The organism is Bradyrhizobium sp. (assembly GCF_035935975.1).
Lineage (GTDB): Bacteria > Pseudomonadota > Alphaproteobacteria > Rhizobiales > Xanthobacteraceae > Bradyrhizobium.
In genome coordinates, this window is record NZ_DASYWN010000027.1 from 74249 (window position 1) to 95188 (window position 20940).

At 63.7% G+C, this 20940-nt stretch carries 21 protein-coding genes; 13 read left to right on the plus strand and 8 right to left on the minus strand.

The features are described 5' to 3' along the window. The first annotated feature begins 247 nt into the window (after nt 1-247). The 6 genes from VGR99_RS15055 to VGR99_RS15080 all read left to right on the plus strand — a co-directional run bounded on the left by VGR99_RS15055 (nt 248) and on the right by VGR99_RS15080 (nt 5153). On the plus strand, nt 248-859 hold the full coding sequence (locus VGR99_RS15055; RefSeq protein ID WP_326899258.1) for a DUF1285 domain-containing protein: 612 nt from the start codon (nt 248-250) through the stop codon (nt 857-859). Continuing rightward, nucleotides 856-1527 carry a CoA pyrophosphatase gene (locus tag VGR99_RS15060; protein WP_326899259.1) on the plus strand — a complete coding sequence of 224 codons (672 nt, stop codon included), beginning with the start codon at nt 856-858 and terminating at the stop codon, nt 1525-1527. Before VGR99_RS15055 ends, VGR99_RS15060 begins: the two co-directional genes overlap by 4 nt. Further along, entirely contained in the window at nt 1524-1787 is a 264-nt protein-coding gene (locus VGR99_RS15065; protein WP_326899261.1) for a DUF6111 family protein, read from the plus strand. The genes VGR99_RS15060 and VGR99_RS15065 overlap by 4 nt, the downstream gene beginning before the upstream one ends. A gap of 10 nt (nt 1788-1797) precedes the next feature. After that, the gene (locus VGR99_RS15070; protein ID WP_326899263.1) at nt 1798-3054 is read left to right on the plus strand and encodes a CCA tRNA nucleotidyltransferase; all 1257 of its coding nucleotides are present in this window, start codon (nt 1798-1800) and stop codon (nt 3052-3054) included. After that, nucleotides 3051-3821: a sulfite exporter TauE/SafE family protein gene (locus VGR99_RS15075; RefSeq protein WP_326899265.1), complete on the plus strand. Its 771-nt coding sequence runs from the start codon at nt 3051-3053 to the stop codon at nt 3819-3821. Before VGR99_RS15070 ends, VGR99_RS15075 begins: the two co-directional genes overlap by 4 nt. Nucleotides 3822-4145: 324 nt before the next feature. Beyond that, nucleotides 4146-5153: a glycosyltransferase family 2 protein gene (locus VGR99_RS15080; RefSeq protein ID WP_326899266.1), complete on the plus strand. Its 1008-nt coding sequence runs from the start codon at nt 4146-4148 to the stop codon at nt 5151-5153. Here the strand turns inward: VGR99_RS15080 and VGR99_RS15085 are convergent. After that, nucleotides 5143-5943, minus strand: a complete 801-nt coding sequence (locus VGR99_RS15085; protein WP_326899267.1) for a helix-turn-helix transcriptional regulator — start codon at nt 5941-5943, stop codon at nt 5143-5145. The two genes, VGR99_RS15080 and VGR99_RS15085, sit on opposite strands and share 11 nt — an antisense overlap. A gap of 95 nt (nt 5944-6038) precedes the next feature. Here VGR99_RS15085 and VGR99_RS15090 point away from each other — a divergent pair, with 95 nt between their 5' ends. The 3 genes from VGR99_RS15090 to VGR99_RS15100 all read left to right on the plus strand — a co-directional run bounded on the left by VGR99_RS15090 (nt 6039) and on the right by VGR99_RS15100 (nt 10843). Continuing rightward, on the plus strand, nt 6039-6608 hold the full coding sequence (locus tag VGR99_RS15090) for a pyridoxamine 5'-phosphate oxidase family protein (protein ID WP_326899268.1): 570 nt from the start codon (nt 6039-6041) through the stop codon (nt 6606-6608). Nucleotides 6609-6740: 132 nt separating this feature from the next. Then, on the plus strand, nt 6741-7814 hold the full coding sequence (locus tag VGR99_RS15095; protein WP_326899307.1) for a TauD/TfdA family dioxygenase: 1074 nt from the start codon (nt 6741-6743) through the stop codon (nt 7812-7814). An 851-nt stretch (nt 7815-8665) separates the two neighbouring features. Next, nucleotides 8666-10843, plus strand: coding sequence for a PQQ-dependent dehydrogenase, methanol/ethanol family (locus VGR99_RS15100; protein WP_326899269.1), 2178 nt, complete (start codon nt 8666-8668; stop codon nt 10841-10843). A 79-nt stretch (nt 10844-10922) separates the two neighbouring features. Here VGR99_RS15100 and VGR99_RS15105 read toward each other — a convergent pair whose 3' ends face one another. Next, the gene (locus tag VGR99_RS15105; RefSeq protein WP_326899270.1) at nt 10923-11720 is read right to left on the minus strand and encodes a helix-turn-helix transcriptional regulator; all 798 of its coding nucleotides are present in this window, start codon (nt 11718-11720) and stop codon (nt 10923-10925) included. Nucleotides 11721-11879: 159 nt separating this feature from the next. On the opposite strand from VGR99_RS15105, the gene VGR99_RS15110 reads away from it, so the two are divergent. The 4 genes from VGR99_RS15110 (at nt 11880) to VGR99_RS15125 (ending at nt 16116) form a co-directional block, all read left to right on the plus strand. Next, nucleotides 11880-12071 (plus strand): hypothetical protein, encoded by a 192-nt coding sequence (locus VGR99_RS15110; protein ID WP_326899271.1) that lies wholly within the window; start codon nt 11880-11882, stop codon nt 12069-12071. Between the two features lie 244 nt (nt 12072-12315). Further along, the gene (locus VGR99_RS15115) at nt 12316-12486 is read left to right on the plus strand and encodes a response regulator (protein WP_326899272.1); all 171 of its coding nucleotides are present in this window, start codon (nt 12316-12318) and stop codon (nt 12484-12486) included. 285 nt (nt 12487-12771) lie between these two features. Next, entirely contained in the window at nt 12772-14073 is a 1302-nt protein-coding gene (locus tag VGR99_RS15120; protein WP_326899273.1) for a glycosyltransferase, read from the plus strand. Nucleotides 14074-14364: 291 nt separating this feature from the next. Continuing rightward, nucleotides 14365-16116, plus strand: coding sequence for a SulP family inorganic anion transporter (locus VGR99_RS15125; protein ID WP_326899274.1), 1752 nt, complete (start codon nt 14365-14367; stop codon nt 16114-16116). Nucleotides 16117-16373: 257 nt separating this feature from the next. On the opposite strand, the gene VGR99_RS15130 is transcribed toward VGR99_RS15125, so the two are convergent. From VGR99_RS15130 to queE, 6 genes are all read right to left on the minus strand, one after another. Continuing rightward, on the minus strand, nt 16374-16598 hold the full coding sequence (locus VGR99_RS15130) for a YodC family protein (RefSeq protein WP_326899275.1): 225 nt from the start codon (nt 16596-16598) through the stop codon (nt 16374-16376). Nucleotides 16599-16719: 121 nt separating this feature from the next. Further along, on the minus strand, nt 16720-17760 hold the full coding sequence (locus tag VGR99_RS15135) for a hypothetical protein (protein WP_326899276.1): 1041 nt from the start codon (nt 17758-17760) through the stop codon (nt 16720-16722). A gap of 399 nt (nt 17761-18159) precedes the next feature. After that, on the minus strand, nt 18160-18918 hold the full coding sequence (locus VGR99_RS15140; protein WP_326899277.1) for an HAD family hydrolase: 759 nt from the start codon (nt 18916-18918) through the stop codon (nt 18160-18162). Continuing rightward, nucleotides 18909-19796, minus strand: coding sequence for an oxygen-dependent coproporphyrinogen oxidase (gene hemF / locus VGR99_RS15145; RefSeq protein WP_326899278.1), 888 nt, complete (start codon nt 19794-19796; stop codon nt 18909-18911). Before hemF ends, VGR99_RS15140 begins: the two co-directional genes overlap by 10 nt. A gap of 118 nt (nt 19797-19914) precedes the next feature. Beyond that, nucleotides 19915-20280 (minus strand): 6-carboxytetrahydropterin synthase, encoded by a 366-nt coding sequence (locus VGR99_RS15150; RefSeq protein WP_326899309.1) that lies wholly within the window; start codon nt 20278-20280, stop codon nt 19915-19917. A gap of 17 nt (nt 20281-20297) precedes the next feature. Next, entirely contained in the window at nt 20298-20930 is a 633-nt protein-coding gene (gene queE / locus VGR99_RS15155; RefSeq protein WP_326899279.1) for a 7-carboxy-7-deazaguanine synthase, read from the minus strand. Nucleotides 20931-20940 lie beyond the last annotated feature (10 nt).

The following is a 20940-nucleotide window of genomic DNA, read 5'->3' on the forward strand; positions in this document are numbered from 1 at the left end:
GTTCCTGCGTCGTCGTCTTGCGCGGGCACTTGCTTGCGCCGTCACGCCATCACATGGGCCCTATGCTAGACTTGCAGGAAGGCCATGTATTCGTTGAATTAACCTATCCCCACCTTATCGGCTTAAGGGTATGTAGGGCATCACGAAGTGGCGACCTCCACACCGGACTAATCCGGGGTGGAACCGCACAGCGACTTACAACGTAGACCTGCACCAATCGTGCCAAATGACAAAGTCAGGGCAAACCATGGCGAACCAAGGGCAGAGCGCCGAACGCGGTCTTGAGGGGCTGACTGCCGCTGCCAAAAGTGCTGCCAGTGCCGAAGGCGCCAAAAAGGGCCTGCCTCCGGTGCATCTGTGGAATCCGCCGTTTTGCGGCGATCTCGACATTCGAATCGCCTCCGATGGTACTTGGTTCTACATGGGGACGCCAATCGGGCGTCATGCCCTGGTCCGGCTGTTCTCGACCATCCTCAAGCGCGAGGGCGACAAGCATTTCCTGGTCACGCCGGTGGAGAAGGTCGGCATCCGCGTTGACGACGCGCCGTTCATGGCGGTCGAGATGCTGAAGAGCGGCGAGGACAACCATCACGTGCTGAGCTTCCGCACCAATGTCGACGACTGGGTTACCTGCGACGCCGCGCACCGGCTCCGGTTCGAGCAGGCCAGGGACGGCGGGCTGACGCCCTATCTGCATGTCCGCGCCGATCTCTGGGCCAAGGTCACCCGCGCGCTCTATTACGATCTGGTTGACATGGGCGAGGAGCGGATGGTCGATGGCCAGCCGATGTTCGGCGTCGAGTCGGCCGGCGAATTCTTCGCCATGGCCGATGCGGAGCAGGTGAGGGCCGCGCTTTGAACAAGCCTATCCTGAAGAGCGATCCGGCAGCCCTTGGCGCTGCGGACTTCTTCGCCCGCTCCAGGGCGCGGCTGCACTTCGACGTGCCGCCTGGCCTGTTCGACCCGAATATCATTCCGGCCTCGGGCGATCCCGGTACCGACAAGATGCTGGAGATCGTCGCGCGCGAGCAGCCGGTGCGCCCCGCGGCGGTCCTGATCGCCGTGGTCGATCGTCCCGAGCCGACCGTCCTGCTGACGCAGCGCTCGGCCCATCTCAACGACCATGCCGGCCAGATCGCCTTTCCCGGCGGCAAGATCGACGCGACCGATTCCTCGCCGCTCGATGCGGCGCTGCGCGAGGCCGAGGAGGAGGTCGGCCTGTCCAGGGACTTCGTCGAGCCGATCGGCTATCTCGATCTCTACGGCACCGGCTTCGGCTTCCGCATCCTGCCGACGGTCGCCAAGGTGCGGCCCGGCTTCGAGCTCACCATCAACCATTCCGAGGTTGATGATGCGTTCGAGGTGCCGCTATCCTTCCTGATGAATCCGGCGAACCACCAGCTGCACAGCAAGGAGTTCCGCGGCATGGAGCGTTTCTACTACGCGATGCCGTTTGCTGAGCGCTACATCTGGGGTGCGACGGCCGGAATGCTGCGTGTGCTGTATGAGCGGATCTATTCATCATGATCCGGACGGTTCTGACCGAGATCGGAATCTTCCTCATCCCCTTTGCCGTCTATGCGTTGTTCCTCGCCGCCACCCGCTCCGGCCTGTTCGCGCGCTCGTCCTGGCCGGTCACGGTCGTCGCGCGCCTCATCCTGTGCGCGCTGGTGCTCGTCATCGCGGGCCTGGTCGGGCTCGCACATTTCTCGGGCGCCGCACCGGATTCGACCTACATTCCCGCCCATATCGAGAACGGCAAGCTCGTGCCGGGCACGGAAAGATAGGGGCGGAACGATGAGCGCGGAGCCGATACTCGCCGATGCGCCCTGGTTGACTGCAGGCGGCACCGCGCGCGTGCTGCAATTGCTGGGCAGGGACGGCGAAGAGGCGCGGGTGGTCGGCGGCGCCGTCCGCAACGCGCTGCTCGGCCTCGTGCCCGGCGACATCGACATCGCGACCACGGCGCTGCCGGAGGAAGTGGTCCGGCGCGCCAAAAAGGCCGGCATCAAGAGCGTACCGACCGGCATCGAGCACGGCACCATCACGCTCGTCATCGACAGTGTGCCTTACGAAGTCACGACGCTGCGCGAGGACACCGAGACCTTCGGCCGCAAGGCCAAGGTCGCGTTCGGCCGCGACTGGGTCAAGGACGCCGAGCGGCGCGACTTCACCATGAACGGCCTGTCGGTCGACGCGCGCGGCGTCGTCTACGACTATGTCGGCGGCATCGCCGATGCCAAAGCGCGCCGCGTGCGCTTCATCGGCGATCCCGACCAGCGCATCGCCGAAGACTATTTGCGCATTCTGCGCTTCTTTCGCATCCACGCCGCCTTCGGCGCCGGCGATCCCGACCGCGACGGCAATCTCGCCTGCATTCGCGGGCGTGCCGGCCTCGCCGCCCTTTCGGCCGAACGGGTGCGGATGGAGATGCTGAAGCTGCTGCTGGCCGGCGGCGCATCCGCGGCAGCGCTCGCCATGGCCGACGGCGGATTGCTGCAGGCGCTGATCGGCGGCGTTGCCTATACCGGGCCGCTGACGACGATGATCGCGATCGAGCGCGAACTCGGCCTCACCGCCAGCAGCACGCGGCGCCTCGCCGCGCTGACGGTGGCCGTGACGGAAGACGCCAAGCGCGTCGCGACGCGGCTGCGTCTCTCCAATGCCGAGACCAAGGCGCTGGATTCGATGGGACACCGCTGGTGGCGGTTTGCCGCCATGGACGAAGCCCATGCGCGGCGGCTGCTCTACCGGCTCGGCGCGGAGCGCTATCACGATCGCGTGTTGCTCGGCTGGGCGCGGACCGGCAGCGACGTGAATTCGGCGTACTGGCGCACGCTCGCCGAGCTGCCGCAGGACTGGACTGCGCCGAAATTTCCGCTTCGTGCCGCCGACTTCATCGCGCGCGGAGTCAAGGAAGGGCCTGCGCTCGGACATGTGTTGACATTGGCCGAGGACGCTTGGCTTGCGGCGGATTTTCCACTAGACGAAGCCGCACTCGCTTCCATCGCCGATCAAGCTGCGGCACGCGTCAGCCGCGATGAGAGAACGTGACCATCGTTTCGGGCTTCGCCGACATCTCGATCTTTCAGCTTCTGCTGGTCGCGTTGATGGCGTTGTTTGCTTCGATCATCGGTGGTCTCGCCGGTTACGGCACCGGCGCGCTGATGCCCCTAGTGCTGGTGCCGCTGGTCGGCGCCGAGCCGGTGGTGCCGATCATCGCGATCTCCGCGATGCTCACCAATTCCAGCCGCGCACTCGCCTATCTCCGCTATGTCGATCGCCGCCGCGCGCTGATCGTGCTCGCCTGCGCGGCGCTGACGACCGCGCTCGGCGCTTATGGCTATACGCGCCTCACCAATGCGGGCGCGGCCATCGTGATCGGGACCATGCTGATCCTGAGCGTGCCGCTGCGCCGCGTGCTTCGTCGCCGCGAGGTCAGGATCGGTGACAGCGGCCTTGCCGCCGGCTCGGTCGGCTACGGCGTGCTGGTCGGCGGCACCTCCGGCTCCGGCGTGATCCTGCTGTCGCTGCTGATGGCCGCGGGCCTCGAAGGTGCCACCGTGATCGCGACCGACGCGCTGATCTCGCTCGGCACCGGCCTGATCAAGATCTCGGTGTTTGGTCTCGCCGGCGCCGTCACCGCGCAGGTGCTCGCCTTCGCGCTGCTGATCGGCGGCATCGCGATCCCCGGCGCCTTCCTCGCAAAGGCCTTCGTCGAGCGGATGCCCGTGCATATCCACGCCGCGATCCTCGACGTCGCCGTGATCACGGGCGGGCTCGTGATGATCTCTGCGGCGGCGAGGCAGTTGATCGCCTAGCTGCGGATCGAAGCTGGTCGGGACGTGTCGGCTTTCGATTCCAAAGCGGAAGTCGCCGCGCCTGTGTCATCGCGGACGCGGGGCGTCAAACACATCAACTGCAAATTGTAAAACCATCTCCCGCATATGACGCGGTTCCTCTCTCAGAAATCGCGGACTGCGACACTGTGCTTCATGCGAATGGACGGTGACTGCTGTCGCCCTCGCGGTTCATCAATCGGCCATCTCAACGTGATCAGTGCGAGAACGTTCATCATGCCTGCAGATGCGCTCGACCAACGGATGCGAGTTCCAATAGCCGCTTCGAAGAATGAGGGGCCACCGATGGGATCACTTCAGACTGATCGAAACGGAAATGCCCGACGTTCGGAACTCCGACCCTTCATTTCGATCGCGCTACCAACCTTCCGCCGTCCGGATATGCTGCGCCGTGCGATCGAAAGTGTGCTGGGGCAGGATTTTTCCGATTGGGAATTGGTCATCAGTGATGACGAAAAGCCGGCTGGCGAAAGTTGGCAAGTTTCGTCCGAGTATGCTCGCCGAGATCCCCGCATCCGGGTCGTCGAGAACCGTGAGGGCCGCGGTCAGGTCGAGAACACGAACAACGCGATGCTTTCGTGCCGCGGTCACTGGATCAAACTGTTGCATGACGATGACTGGCTTGCGCCGGGGGCGCTCCGGATTTTCGCGGGACTTGCGATGGCTTACCCGGCCGTGGCGTTCATGACCTCCACCTCCCATCTGGTGCAGGACAAGGGCATAAGGTATCGGCGAGGCAGTGACGTTTACCTGTATTCGAGTCAGGAGTGCCTCGCAGATCTCTATCTGGCGGGCAAGACGCGGTTGCTCGGGATTGTCCCTTCGACCCTTCTGGTCAACAGCAAGGTCATCAAAGCCGGCTGCCGAATGCGAAACTACGAGTCGATAAGATGGGGGGTAGACCAACTGTTCTTCGTCGATCTGGCCTGTCATGGAGATATGGTGGCAATAGACGATGGCCTTGTCTTTTACGACATGACCGACCATGCCTGCATCACGGCAGACGGATCGTTCGCCCAAATTGACCGGGAGACGATCGATCTCAAACGTCTCATTTGGAGCCTTTTGCAAAATAAGGAAGAATTTCCCGATCCCGAAACGATGGTGCGCGCGCTCCGGGTTGCTCGGCTGCGCGGACGGATCGGCCGTCAGCCGGTCAGCGCGACCATCCGCGATGCAGTTCAAATCTTGCGCCCCTCGGTTCTGCGGGCTGCCAACAAAGCCGTGCGAGCATGGGCGCGCGCGCCCGGTGCGATCACGGTCGTCCTTTCTTCGGGAAGCATTATGATCTGATAGGTTGGGCAGGCAGCAGCATCGTCAGCCGGTAGTCGGGCCAGCCCGCGAGCGACAGCGACACCTGCTGATAGTGCAGCACTCCCATCGCCGGATGGTTGAACGCGCGCTCGCCGCCCTCGCGTGCCAGGACACCCTGTGCTTCCCAGCAACGCGCGAAATCGGCGCTTCCAATGCGCAGTTCGTCGACGAGGCGGCGAATCTCCGGATCGTCGGAATAGCCGGTCACCGCGGCGCGGAACTCCGCGACGACGCGTTGCGCGCGGGACGTCCAGTCGAGGATGAGCGTTCGGGCCTCGGGCCTGAGGAAGATGTAGCGCAGCAGATTCTTCTCGCCGTCGGCATCGAGCCATCCTGCAAACAGGCTGGACGCTTTCGCGTTCCAGCGCCGCGCGCCCCAGCTGCGATCGAGGATGTAGGCGGGACCGACGATCGCATCGACGCAGGCCAGCACGCTCTCGGGCGGATCGTCCCTGTGGCCCGGCCGCTCGGGATCGCGCTTGCCCGCGACCTCGAACAGGTAGCTGCGCTCGGCGCGTGACAGGCGAAGTCCGCGAGCGAGGCGCGCCAGTGTTGCAGCGGAGACCGAGACGTCGCGGCCCTGCTCGATCCAGGTGTACCAGGTGGCGCTCAAGCCGCAGAGCTGGGCGACCTCCTCGCGGCGGAGCCCGGGCGTCCGCCGCCGTGGTCCGGCGGCGAGGCCAAATTCCGCCGGAGACTGGCGCTCCCGGAGCGCCCGCAGGAACGCGCTGAGGGAGAGCGCCGGAGCGATCGGGTCCTGAGCTTTCATGGTGGTATCTATACCAGGATAAGATGTCTCCTTAAACCGGTACATTTGATATGCTCTTTGTCTCGGCTTCGTCGCCACGCAGAGGACGGACGGGCATGGGCAAGCAATTCGCAAAGATCGAACCGGAGCACGCGGCGTTCATCGCGCAGCAGAAGATCTTCTTCGTCGCCACCGCCCCGCCGAAGGGGCGCGTCAACGTCTCTCCAAAAGGCCTGTCCTCATTCCGGGTGCTCGGGGAGAATGACGTCGCCTATCTCGATTGCACCGGCAGCGGCAGCGAGACCCGCGCGCACCTGGTCGCCTCGCAGGACAAACGCCTGACCATCATGTTCTGCGCCTTCGAGGGCGCGCCGATGATCCTGCGGCTCTACGGCCAGGGCCGATCGCTGATGCGCGGCACGCCGGACTACGACGATCTCATTCCGCAGTTCGAGGACGTTGCCGGCGCGCGCCAGATCGTCCGGCTCTCGGTCGACCTCGTGCAGACGTCGTGCGGCATGGGCGTGCCGCTGTTCGATTACAAGGAGGAGCGCGGCAGCCTCGTGCGCTACTGGACCAAGCAGGGCCTGGACAATCTCAGGAAATACTGGCGGCTGAAGAACATGAACAGCATCGACGGCCTGCCGACCGAGTTTGCGCCGGACAGCATGGTTCCGCCGCGTTGAACGACGTCGCCTGTCGGCGCTTCGCGCGATATCAGTGCATCTGGCCTTGCCAAGTTGCAAACAAATGGTCGGCACAATATCGTCGATGGTCCGACGTCCTTTCTGACGACCAATCTTCCCGGAGCCAGCACTATGAACGTGGTCTCAGCGACCAGCGGGATCGATCGCCCGCAGGGGAAGATCGACATCCCATCGGCCTGGCTCGGTGCCGAGATGAAGGCCAATCCCGATCGATGGTTGATATCGCTTGGGGGCGCCGAGATCGCCGAGCTCGAGGCCGCAGCTGAGTCATATCTGGGTCGGACCAGGAAGATCGCCGACATCACCAAGGAAAGCTTTCCGCTTCCCCGCCTCAGTGCGCACCTGGAAGAGCTCAAGACAACGTTGCTGACCGGCCTCGGCTTCGAAGTCATCCGCGGCCTGCCCGTGGCAAATTACAGCCAGGAGTTTGCCGCGACGATATTTTGCGGCGTGGGCGCGCATCTCGGCTCGGCGCGGTCCCAGAATGCGGCGGGTCACATTCTCGGTCATGTCCGCGACATTGGCGCGGACGCGAGGGATCCGAACACCCGGATTTATCAGACGTCGGAACGGCAGACATTCCACACGGATTCGTCCGACGTGGTTGGCCTCCTATGCATTCGTGAGGCGATGGAGGGAGGAGACTCTCTCCTCGTCAGTACGTCGACCATCTACAACGCGATGTTCGACAGGCGTCCCGACCTTGCCGCCCTCCTGTTCGAACCCATCGCGACGGACCGGCGAGGGGAGGTGCCGGAGAACGAAAAGCCATATCTCGAAATCCCGGTGCTGAATTGGCACGCGGGCTTCCTGACCGGCTTCTATCAGCGCCAGTATATCGACAGCGCGCAGCGCTTTCCCGATGCGCCGAGACTGACGCCTATTCACGTCGAGGCGCTCGATCTCTTCGACGCGCTCGCAAATGATCCCGTGCTGCATTTCGACATGCGGCTGCAGCCGGGCGACATGCAGTTCGTCTACAATCATGCCTTGCTGCATGACCGGACCGGATTCCGCGACTGGCCCAATGCAAGCCAGAAGCGTCATTTGTTGCGCCTCTGGCTCAGCATGGTAGGCGACCGGCCGCTGCCCGATTGCTTCAGGCAGCGTTATGGTTCGATCGAGATCGGCAACCGCGGCGGCATCATCACCAAGGGGACCAGTCTGAACGTCCCGCTGGATTAAGACGCCCTAGCGCGGCTGTCGTGTTCGCTTGAGCTCCGCGACCTTGAACTTGTTGCCGGCGGAAAGGCTGCTGCAGAACCAGTAGGCTCTGTTTCGGATTTCGCCCAGGAACACCTTGGTTTCAACGCAGTTCAGGTAGGACGTATAGGTGAGGGTGTCTCTGCACGTTGGCGAGAAAGGCTCATTGGAGGATATGCCGCCCGGACCGCTACATCCAACCCAGGGATCCTTGCCGTGTGGGAAGCTCGATTCACAGCCGCCGTTGCAACTGCTGGCGGATCGCTCCAGCTTCGCGATCCTCCCCATGACTGAATCCGGCGCGGGGGCCGGTGTTCGAGCGGTTGATGGCTGCGTACTTGCCGATCGTGTGTGACGGGTTGACGATGTCGGGCGCGATGCTCCGGTATCGACCACCCGTTTCGGCGTTGCCGCGGGCTTCGGCGCCTCGACCGTGACGGAGGGGACCGGCACGGGAGCATTTGGTGTGGGTTGCGATGCGGCCGGGCCGCACAGCATGACAGTTGACAGGAAAGCGAAGGCTGAGGGCGCGACAAACTTTGACGACAGTCTCATGAACATGTCCTTTCAAGGACGGATATTCCGTCCCAATGCTTTCACGCCACCAAACGCTAGCCTAAACCTCCGGGCTTGACCACCACGGGTTGAAAATTTTCCCGAGGCGCCTTCGTTCGGCGCGGGACGCTTTCTTACAGCTGCCTTACAACTGCAATCAGGTCCGTCCGGACTGAAATGCTTCAGTAGCACCGTCGCTGCAGGGTTGACGCTCCATCTCAACGGATGCGGGCGCTCGCGCGCATCGTGGTCTCGACGTGTGCGGAAGAAGGTGAAGCATGAGACGATCCAACACAGCGTGCCAATGGCCAGAAAACGAGTCGGGCAATCGGTTCAACATCCAGATCGCCTTCCGCCGGCTCCATATCGTTCTATCCCTCGTGGGTCTTTCCCTCTCGTCCGGTGCTTGGGCGCAGACCGGGACGAGCGCGACGCCTGATAGCATCAAGGCGGATATCTCGCGGGTCGACAGCGATTTCATCAAGGCCAATACGACAACATCCTGGGACTGGCCGACAGTCGGCCTCGACTACGCCGAAACGCGGTTCAGCAAGCTCAATCAGATCAACACCGACAACGTGAAGAACCTTGGCCTGGTCTGGAGCTACAATCTCGAATCGTCGCGCGGCATCGAGGCAACGCCCCTCGTCGTCGACGGCATCATGTATCAGGCGGCACCCTGGAACGTGGTCCATGCCATCGACGCGCGGACCGGGACAAAAATCTGGTCGTACGATCCGGGCGTTGACCGGTCGAAGACCTATCGGGGGTGCTGCGACGCTGTCAGCCGCGGCCTCGCCCTCTACAAGGGCAGGGTCTTCGTCGCAGCCTATGACGGACGCCTGATCGCGCTCGATGCCGCGACCGGAGCTAAGGTCTGGGAAACGGACACGCTGATCGATCACGCGCATTCCTACACGATCACCGGCGCGCCGCGCGTCTTCAACGGCAAGGTCGTGATCGGCCAGAGCGGTGCCGAATATGGTGTGCGCGGCTATGTCACGGCGTACGACAGCGAGACGGGTCATCAACTCTGGCGCTGGTTCACCGTGCCCGGGGATCCGTCGAAGCCGTTCGAGGACGCTTCGATGAAAGCCGCGGCGAAGACCTGGGATCCCGCCGGCAAATATTGGATCAACGGAGGCGGTGGCGCGCCGTGGGACACGATCACGTTCGATCCCGACCTGAACATGATCTATGTCGGCACCGGCAACGGCGGTCCCTGGAATCGCAAGCTGCGCAGTCCGTCGGGTGGCGACAATCTTTATCTCGCCTCCATCGTCGCGCTCAACGCCGACACAGGCCGGTATATCTGGCACTACCAGGAGACGCCCGGCGACAATTGGGACTATACGTCGACCCAGCCGATGATCCTCGCCGATATCAAGATCGACGGTGTGCCGCGCAAGGTGATCCTGCACGCGCCGAAGAACGGCTTCTTCTTCGTCATCGATCGCACCAACGGCAAGTTCATCTCGGCGAAGAACTTCGTCGACGTGAGCTGGGCGACGGGATACGACGCCAACGGGCGGCCCATCGAGCTGCCGGCGGCGCGCGACGCGGATCAATACGAGTCCATTCCGGGACCGGACGGCGCCCACAACTGGCAGCCGATGTCCTTCAATCCGCAGACCGGCCTCGTCTACCTTCCGGCGCAGCACATCCCGGTCAATCTGACGCCGGAAAAGTCGTTTGTGCAGAATGCCGCTGCGCCAGGCAAGCTCGGCTCCATCATGGGCGGAAATATCGGCTTCGTTTTCAACCCGCCGACGTCGGCCCCATTCGGACGTCTGCTCGCCTGGGATCCCGTGCATCAAAAGGAAGTCTGGCGCGTCGAGCACGTGTCGCCTTGGAACGGCGGCACGCTGACCACGGCCGGCAATCTGGTTTTCCAGGGGACGGCGGATGGCCGCTTCGTCGCTTATGACGCGACAAACGGCACCAGGCTGTGGGAGATCCCGACCGGGACCGGCGCGATGGCGGCTGCCGCAACCTACATGGTCGGTGACAGGCAATACATCTCGATCGCGGTCGGCTGGGGCGGCTCCTACGGCCTGGCGCATCGCGCGACCGAGTACCAGAACCCCGGAACGATCTACACCTACGCGCTCGGCGGCACGGCGAAGCTGCCGGCCTTCGTCAGGTATCAGACCGAAGGTCTGCTGCAGGGCGTAAAGTACGATCCGAAAGACATCAAGGAAGGCGCGGAGATCTATGTCACGGCGGCCTGCGTCGCCTGCCACGGCGTGCCCGGCGTCGGTCGCGGCGGCAACATCATCAATCTCGGCTATGTCGGCGCCGACACGATCAACAATCTGAGAGACATCGTCTTCCATGGTCCATTCCGCGACCAGGGCATGCCTGACTTCAGCGGCAAGTTGAGGGAAGGAGACATCGGCAAACTCCAGGCCTTCATCCAGGGCACTGTTGATGCCATCAGGCCCAACAGCAAGTGAAGATCAGGTGATGAGCCAGCCCGTATCTGCTTTACGCCCGCAAGCTGATCGGCGGCATCGCGATCCCTCGGCGCGTTCCTCATCGCAGCTTGCCGAGCCACAGCGCGGTGAGCGCCGCGCGATTGCGCACGCCGAACTTGCCGTAGATCGACTTGACGTGGAAGTGCGTGGTGTTCGGGCTCTGGTCGAGCTTCTGCGCGATCTGCTTTTCCGTGTGCCCGTCGAGCAGGGCTAGCAACACCTTGCGCTCGGTCGGTGTCAGGGGCGCGTTGGCGATGAGCAGGCCGTGGCTGAGCAGTTGTTGCCGGTGAAACCATCTCAACCCGCGCATGGTGAAGCCCAGGCGCTGGGCGTCCTGCGCCGAGAAGCGGGGGGCCTGCGCGTCGCGAAACACGAACAGGCGAATCCTCACGTCGTCGTTGAGCGCAATGCGGACGGAAACGCTGTCGGCGAAGCCGACGTCCAGATAGTGCCGCCGATAGTGCTCGCCGTCGAACCATTCCGGCGGCAGCGCTTCGAACAGGAGGCGGACGCGGAACGGCTCATCTCCCGACATGGAGAGAATCTGGGAGAGGTCGACGTTGTCGGACCAGAGCGTGTCGTATTGCTTCTGCACCGATGCTGCCACCGCCGGTATCGGGTCCAGCACCCGGACGAGGCGCGGACGCCAGCCGAGCAGGGGATCGGCTCGCTTCGGCGAAGGCAATCGCACGACCACACCCCATAGCGCATTGCGTGCCGACAACATGGTGCACAATGCGGACAGCAAGTGTGTCAGCGCGGCGTCGGCGTCGCCGACCGAGAAGTCGGCGAGTTGATCCCAGAGTGCGTAGACTTCTAGATTTTGCGGACCGGAAGGATCCGTGGAGAGCTGCATGTCGTTTCCAAAGCGCGTGCAGGTCGCCGACCTGCGTGAACCTTCATAAGGTACGGCGGACCACCTTTCTAGGTAGTTTTCAGACGCATCGCGTGACGCGATATTCGGCGCGGGTGCTGGGGACGGGCCTCCCGCCGTAACGATATTCGGAGATCAACGATGCGCACGACAACGGGCACGCGCCGGATCGAGAGGTCCGACGACGAGCGGACGGAGAGGCGATGGCGCCTCGGCTTTTTCGTCGCCCTGTCATCCGCTGTTCTGGTTGCACTCGCAGCGCTCGCGCAGGAGCCACCGGCCAGGATGTCGATCCGCCCGACGGGGCCGATGCCGAGCGTCAACATTCCCTGATTGAGCCGCTTTTCAGCGCGTTTCTTTGGCTTTGAAGTTTGATTTGCATTGGACATTTCATGATTCAGACCGCCAGCGATAAGGCGTTCATGCTCGTGGTGATTTCAGCCTGCCTTGGAGCGTGTTTCGTCCGGGCCTTTTGGGAGATCGAACAAGCGCACAGACATCGACAGCAGCAGCGCGAGCACGTGCGAGAGGCGCGTCGCTCGATGTTATCAGGCCAATAGCGCCGCCCGGAGTTGCCATGCGGGCTCTCGTCATCGCCGCCATCGCAAACGCTTTCGTGCGGGCGTTTCCCACAACATCGCTGCGGGCAGATCTCCTCAGGCAGATCGCGTTGCTCTGCGGAGCTGTTGTGTTCGTGTGGCTGTTGTCGCTGACCGCAGGATTGGATCTCAGCGCCGGATTCTTCTAGCCGATGCGAAGCGCCGGTCGCGCGATGAGTTGCGATCGCAGGGCGCGATGAACGAACTGCGGAGTGCGGATTGAAACGCATATGTCCGCTTTGCGCCCACGAGCGGTCTTCATTCTTACAGATGTAACCATCCCACTCCGGAGAGACATCGTTCGGTAGCGCGCGCCGCTTCATTCTCGGCGCGGTTCGCGCGGATGCACGCGCGGCCAACCATCTGTCCGAAGCCTGCACTGCGTTGCCTGGGATGGATGGCAAGTCCATTCACCAGCGTGACGGAAAGGCTCGATGATGTCGTACGATTTTCTGCTGGCCTCGTGGGGAACCCTCGGGAATCTCAGCCCGATGCTCACCGCGGCGCGGAGGCTGCATCGAAATGGACACCGCGTCCGGGTGATGGCGGATCCGGCGATGCGCTCCGAGGTCGAGGCCTCCGGCTTTGCCTTCGTCACATGGCGCCACGCCCCGACCGGAACGGCTGCGGATCCGGTCGATGTTTCGGACATCCAGGACTTCCTGCGCCGGGCCCTCTTCGATCCTGCCGCGCTCTATGCGGCCGATATCCTGGATGAGATCGGCCGTACGCCGACGGATGCCGTTCTCGTGCTTGACGCGCTTTTCGGCGGCGCGCTCGGCGCGGAGGCATCCGGCGTGCCGTTCGCGCTCCTGTCCCCTCATGTCAGCCTTCGGCCGCTGCCGGGAATGCCGCCTGTCACCACCGCATTGAGCCAACCGAGAACGGCTGCAGAGCGCGCCGAAGTCGACGCCGCCAATGCGACGCAGGCCGAAACGACCAATGCGTTCCTGCCGGATCTCAACCGCGTTCGTGCCGATCTCGGTCTCCCGCTGCTGGCAGATGTCTTCGACCTGTTCGATCGTGCCAACCGGCTTTTGCTCGCGACCAGCCAGGCATTCGACTTCCAGGCGGATACGCTGCCCGACAATCTCCGCTATGTCGGACCGCTGCTCGATGTCCCGAACTGGTCCAGATCCCTGCAGGCGGAGGCGTGGCGAACGCCATGGCCGGCACGATCGGATCGTCCTCGCGCGCTGATCGCATGCAGCACGGGCGCGCAAGGCCAGCGCGACATGTTTCAGCGCATCATCGACGCGATGGAGGCGGTGGAGATCGATGCCCTCGCAACGGCCGGTCCCAATCTGGACGTCGCCGATCTCAAGGCGCCGAACAATGTGCACCTGATCCGGGGCGCGCCTCATGACCTCGTCATGAAGGATGTCTCCGTGGTGATATCGCAAGGCGGCCACGGAACGACCACGCGTTCGCTCATTAACGGGCTACCGCAGCTTATTCTGCCGATGGGGCGGGACCAGGCCGCCAACGCCGCGCGCATCGTGGCGAAGGGAGCCGGGCTTCAACTGCAGCCAACCGCCTCCGCAGCGGAGATTGCCGCGGCGGTGAACCGGTTGATTGCAGAGCCGCAATTCAGAAAGTCGGCCCGTCTCATCGGCGAGGCCATCAAGGCCGATATCGATCGGTCCGGCCTCGTCGACGAGATGGAGGCGATCGCCGCCGCCGGTCGCGCGGCGAGGCAGCAACCATTGAGGCGACCGCTTCGCAAGTCGGCCTGACGGTTCGCCAAGCTGCGCGACGGTAGTCCGTGCCGAGCAGGAATGGCGGTGGCGACGCGCTTGATGCGCCCGCCATCGCCGTGTCTGTTTGGAGCGCGCGATCACTCGCCCTGCAACAGGTTGAGCCGGCCCTTCAAGGGGCCATGCGCGCAAGTATTGATCTTGATCAATGGCCTTCCAGGCGATTGCTGAACTCATCGCTTTCGGATCAATGAGGCCCTGCTGCGGCACAGCAGAGCCGCGTGGCGAACCGCACAGCAGATGCAACGTCGCCTGCGGGAGTGATGGCTGATGATGCACTGGCTGCCGGGACTCGAGACACTCCGCCGCTATGAGGCAGCCTGGCTCCCGCACGATATCTTTGCCGGTCTCGTCCTTGCGACAATGCTGGTCCCGGTCGGCATTGCCTATGCTGTCGCATCGGGCTTGCCTGGCATCTACGGCCTTTACGCAACGATTGTGCCGCTGCTGGCCTACGCGTTGTTCGGCCCAAGCCGCATTCTCGTCCTCGGACCGGACTCGGCGCTGGCGGGAATCCTTCTGGGCGTGATTGCGCCGCTGGCACAGGGCGATCCCATGCGCGCCGTAACGCTCGCCGGCATGATGGCCATCGTCTCGGGGACGGTTTGCATCCTGGCAGGCGTCGCGCGTCTCGGCTTCGTCACCGAGCTTCTCTCCAAGCCGATCCGCTATGGTTACATGAACGGCATCGCGCTGACGGTATTGATCAGCCAGTTGCCGAAGCTGCTCGGCTTTTCCATCGACACCGAAGGGCCGTTGCGGAGCCTGTGGGCGATCGTCAGTGCGATCCTTGCGGGAGAGATCAACTGGGTCGCGTTTGCGATCGGGTTTGCCACCTTGATCGTGATCCTGCTTCTCAGGAACAGCAAGCTGCCGGGCATCCTGATTGCGGTCGTCGGTGCCACGGTCATCGTCGGGGCGTTGGATCTTGGAACGCTGCATGGCGTCAAGGTGTTGGGCCCTCTTCCTCAGGGGCTGCCGGGCTTCGTCATCCCGTGGATGACCGCCAGCGACATCGTCCCCGTGGTGCTCGGCGGCTGCGCGGTCGCGATGGTTTCGTTCGCCGATACGAGCGTGCTTTCACGAGCCTATGCCGCGCGATTGGGAGATCGGGTCGATCCCAACCAGGAGATGGTCGGGCTCGGTGCCGCCAATCTGGCGACCGGATTTTTCCAGGGCTTCCCGATCAGCAGCAGCAGTTCGCGGACGCCCGTCGCCGAAGCCGCCGGTGCGCGCACGCAACTCACCAGCGTCATCGGTGCGCTTGCCATCGCCTTGCTTTTGCTGGTCGCGCCAGGTCTGCTTCAACATTTGCCGACCGCTGCATTGGCCGCCGTCGTCATTGCGTCAGCTCTTGGCTTGTTCGAAATTGCCGACCTCAAGCGGATCTATCGCATCCAGCGGTGGGAATTCTGGTTGGCGATCGTCTGTTTCGTCGGTGTCGCCGTGCTCGGGGTGATCCAGGGGATAGGTCTTGCGATCGTCCTCGCGATCATCGAATTCCTGTGGGATGGTTGGCGCCCCCACTCGGCCATATTGGGGCGCGCCTACGGCGTGAAGGGTTACCACGACATCACGCGATATCCGGATGCACGACGGATCCCCGGGCTCGTCCTGTTCCGCTGGGATGCGCCGTTGTTTTTCGCCAACGCCGAGTTCTTCAGGGAACGCATCCTGGATGCCGTCGCGACGTCACCGACGCCGGTGCGCTGGCTGGTTGTCACCGCAGAGCCGGTGACGAGCGTGGATGTCACCGCTTGCGACGTGGTGGCCGAACTGGACCAGACGCTGCACGCGCAGGGTATCGAGCTCTGCTTCGCCGAGCTCAAGGACCCCGTGAAGGACAAACTGAAGAGATTTGGCCTGTTCGCGCAGCTCGGCGAGCACTACTTCTTCCCGACCATCGGCGTCGCCGTCTCCCGCTATCTCGAAACCAACAACGTGGAGTGGGAAGACTGGGAGGACCAGCCCGTGGAGGCCTCGGATCCAGTCGCGAGCCGAAATGCCAAATCCGGCCCTTAGCTGGGATTTTCGCCCCGCAGTGCGGCATTACGAATGTTTGCCTTTGACCGAAGACCGACCTCAGCGGATTGCTCCGTTCCGATGCAATCGGAACGGAGCTCGAGAGCTTGATCCTGACGCTCTTCTTCGGTCGAACCGGGGCGCTCTGACGCGACGCGGATGTTTTTGATCGCTTGAGTTCGGCGACTTGCCGGCGGACAGGCTACTGCAAATTCAGGAGGTGCTGTGTCGGCAGTCGCCCAGGAACCTGGGCGGGCCTACTCGTCGTCCTCGTCTTCGTCCTCATCCTCGTCTTCGTCGTCCTCTTCCTCGTCGGGGTCTTCTTCCACCTGCACGAGGGTGGCCAGCGGGAGCGTCTCGCGGAACAGATCGCCTTCCATGCCCATCCAGAGGCAGAGCACATCGTCGTCCTTCACTTCCGCAACGGTCAGCGGCTGGCCGCCGGATTTCAGCATCACGACATCGCCGGCTTTCAATTCCATGGATTGTCCTTTCGAGTTGATCGACGCGGCGGAGAGGCTAGCAGGCGGTCATGACACGCCGATCACGCCAGCCAGGCGTGCGGCGCGGGGCGTTTTCATCGCGGCCTTGCGGGCGCCGATCTTAGCTGCGCTCGTTCTTGACCGGCTGTATCGGCAGGCACTCGTTGCTGAAATAGCCGACGGCGTCGCGCACCACCGGAACATGGCAGACGAAGCCGGTCGGCCGGTATCGCACCCTGATGCGGTCGAGCTGCGCCATGGTCAGCGTCATGAACGCATCGAGCCGGCGGGCCTGAAGCTGTAGCCTCTGCTCGCTGGTGATCGGCGGCTTGGTGGTGGCCGGCTTGCTGGGGACATCGGCGCTCGATGCCACCGCGTTCGGCTGGCCGCGCAGTGCCTCGAAGCAATGGTGCATCACCAGGACGTGGTGCTTGGCGCTCCACCAGTTGACGGCGACGACCTTCTGCAACGGATCGATCGCCCCGGTCGGCGTCCTCGCGCAGAGCTCGACATAGGCCTTCAGGCCGTTGGCCGTCGGGTCGGTGCAGAGCTCTTCGCTGGGGCGCCCGGGATCGCCGCCGGAATAGATAGCGCCCTTGAACTGCGGAAGATTGGCTTCGGAGTCGCAATCGAAATTGTACTTCGTGAGCAGAGATGCCGTCAGGGGATCCTGGTCGAGCGTGTGCTCGGCTGCGGCATCGCGGTAAATGTCGCTGGGCCAGTCGATGTAGATCTCCGCCTTGCGCGCGAAGATGGCGCCGTTGCGCCGCAAGGCCGTGCGTGCCTTCCAATACTCCAGGAGCGGCTCGGGCGTCTTGGCGTCCACCGGGATAAAGGCGGGACTCGCTTGCGCCTTCAGCGGCCCGGACTGCTCGCGCAGCATGATCTCCTGCTGCATCTGCACGTCGGCGAAGGCGTTGGAGATTTCGAGGAAGGCGTCTGTCGCCTTCTGCATGTCGGCCTTGGCCTGCTCGCCGACCTTCTGCTCGTAGGAGTTCAGATACTGGAAGTATCCGCCGAGGAAGCCGGTCAGCAGGGTGACGGCCGTCAATCCCTTGGTGACCGACAGGCGGCTGTCCCAGGACTGAATCCTCTGCCACACGCCGGGGGCGTCGGCCGCAGGTTGCGTGCGCGCTGTGTCTTTCGGGGTGTCCTGCTCCATCGTTGCCTCCAACTCACTCCACGCCCCATGGAGCGAGGGTACCGCAACGCGAGATTGCGGCTTGTGAAGTATTTCACGTTGAGTTGGGCAGGAGGGCTGTCGGAAATCGCAGCGTCAATTCGCCGAGCGAACGGGTGCGCTTGACGTTAAAGGCTTGGCCATCGCACGTTTGGCGACCATGCCATCATGCTCCTGTTTTGCCCGACGGAGCAAGCGATTTCGCTAAATCCGTAAGTCCTTGATTCTGCAGCAGCCGTCTACTGTGCATGGGGTTGTTTTCGAAGTTTTTGTTTTTGTGCCCCGTTACGCCGATCTCGCCGCAAAACGCGACCTCATCCTGAGGGGCCGCCGGAGGCGGGCGTCTCGAAGGATGGCCGCGGGCGAGCTTCCCGACACGCGTTACCGATGGTCCGGCACGAGTTCGGTCAGCGAGCGGATGATGCGGTCGGGCTTGATGGTCGATCCTTCGGGCAGCCCGTCGCCATGCACGTCGATCCAGATCGCGTAGATGCCGAGGCGCTGCGGCGTCACGACTTCCCATTCGAGATTGTCGCCGATCATCCAGGTGTCCTTCGCGGTGACGCCGAGCGCGTCCATCGCGTGCAGATAGGCGCGCTCCTCGGGCTTGCCGAAGCCGTGCTCGCCCTCGATCTGGATGTGATCGAAGCGGTGCGCGAGCTCGAAGCGCTCGACCTTGGCGCGCTGCATGTCGGCGGCGCCGTTGGTCACCAGCGCGAGCTTGATGCCGAGCGCCTTCAGCTTGTCGATCGCCTCATGCGCGCCGGGGAACACGAACATCTCCTCCTCGCGATAGGCGGTGAAGCGGTCGGCGAGCCGAATGGCGAGATCGTCGGGCAGGGCGCGATGGCCGGCCGCGGCGAGCGCGGCAAAGCCGCCCTTGACCGTCAGGTGCCGCGCCTCGGCGAGCCTGAGCCGCCACGAGGCGTCGGCGTTGGCCCAGAAATTCTTTGCGAAGGCAAGGACGGTGGTCGCGACCTGATGCGGCGGCAGCGGCGCGAGCTCCTCGGCAAACTCGGTCGCGATCGTATTCCACGCGATCTCCGGCCGGCCATAGGCCGACAGGATGGTGTCGTCCATGTCGATCAGCATGGCGCGCGGCAGCGGCTTCGAATTCAGCTTCATCGTACTTATGGCCATTTCACCTCCGGCGGCAGCGACGACAGGATGGAGTCCACATTGCCGCCGGTCTTGAGTCCGAAAATCGTGCCGCGGTCGTAGAGCAGGTTGAACTCGACATAGCGACCGCGCCGGATCAACTGCTCCTCGCGATCCTCCGTCGTCCAGGCGCTCGCGAAATTGCGCCTGACCAGCTCGGGATAGATCTTCAGGAAAGCGCGGCCGACGTCCTGGGTGAAGGCGATGTCGGCCTCCCAGTCGCCGCTGTCGTGCCAGTCGTAGAAGATGCCGCCGACGCCGCGCGCCTCTTTCCGGTGCGGCAGATAGAAATATTCGTCGCACCACTTCTTGTACTTGTCGTAATCGGCGACGCCGTTCGGTCCGCTGCAGGCCTCCTTCATGGCGGCGTGGAAGGCGAGCGTGTCGGTGTCGTCCTGCGTGCGCCTGCGGTCGAGCACCGGCGTCAGGTCGGCGCCGCCGCCGAACCAGGCTTTCGTGGTGACGACGAAGCGCGTGTTCATGTGCACGGCGGGGACGTGCGGATTGCGCAAGTGAGCGATCAGCGAGATGCCGGAGGCCCAGAATTTGGGGTCGTCCGCCGCGCCGGGAATCTGCGCGCGAAACTCGGGCGCGAATTCACCGTGCACGGTCGAGCAGTGCACGCCGACCTTCTCGAACAGCCGGCCGGACATCATCGACATCACGCCGCCGCCGCCCGGCGCGCCGCTGTGATCGGTGCGCTGCCAGGGCGTGCGCTTGAAGCGGCCGGCCTCGCCCGGATAGAGGCTCTGCGGCGCATCGTCCTCGAGCCGCTCGAAGCTCGCGCAGATATCGTCGCGCAGATGCTCGAACCAGGTGCGGGCGCGGCCCTTGCGGTCTTCGATTGTCGAAACGTCCATGTTCATTCCAATGCGGACTGCCTGTAGGGTGGGCAAAGGCGCCCTTGCGCCGTGCCCACGATCTCTCTCCGTCATCTCGAATGGTGGGCACGCTCCGCTTTGCCCACCCTACGAGACCTCATGTCTGCGGACCGTAATAGGTGCAGCTCTCGTTGCAACTGTCGCGGTGGATGCTGACGCGGGTGAGCTTGCCGATATGCTGTAGCCGCTCCCAGACGAAGCGCGACAGGTTCTCCAGCGTCGGCGTGCCCAGCGCCTCGATCTTGTTGAGGTACTTGTGGTCCAACGTGAGCCGCACCTCTTCGATGCCGCGCTGGAGCAGGCCGAGATCGATCACCATGCCGGTCTTGGGGTCCGGCGTGCCGCGGACCGTCACTTCGGCGCGGAAGGAGTGGCCGTGGATTTCTTCGCTGGCGGCACCAAAGGTCGTTCCCGACAGCGAATGCGCCGCCTCGAAGCGGAACGATTTCGTCAATTCCCACATCTGTTCGAAAACCAATCCTATCTGATGCCGAGCGACTTGTGCGTCTGCACGCTCAGCCGCCATTGCGGATGGCGCAGGCAATAGTCGATCGCGCGCGCGGTGTTCTGGACGACCTCGGGGCCGTCCATCGGTTGCAGCGAGAAGCGCTCGAAGGCGAGGCCCTCGAAGGTTTCGGGGGCCGCGAGCGCCTGCGGGTAGACCAGCTTCAGCTCGTGGCCGCGGCGCAGCACCAGCTCGCTGCCGCCCTTGGGGCTGACGCAGATCCAGTCGAGTCCCTCGGGCGCGGCGATCGTGCCGTTGGTCTCGACGCCGATCTCGAAGCCGCGCGCGTGGAGCGCGTCGATCAGGTCCGCGTCGACCTGCAGCAGCGGCTCGCCGCCGGTCAGCACCGCGTAGCGGTTGTCGGCGGAGGCGGTCCATTGCGCGGCGATGGTGTCGGCGAGGTCGGCGGCGGTGGCATAGCGGCCGCCGAGCGTGCCGTCGGTGCCGACGAAGTCCGTGTCGCAGAATTGGCAGGTCGCATCTTGCCGGTCGGCCTCGCGACCGCTCCAGAGGTTGCAGCCGGCAAAACGGCAGAACACCGACGCGCGCCCGGCATGGGCGCCTTCGCCTTGCAGGGTCAGGAAGATTTCCTTGACCGCGTAGCTCACTGATCTCTCC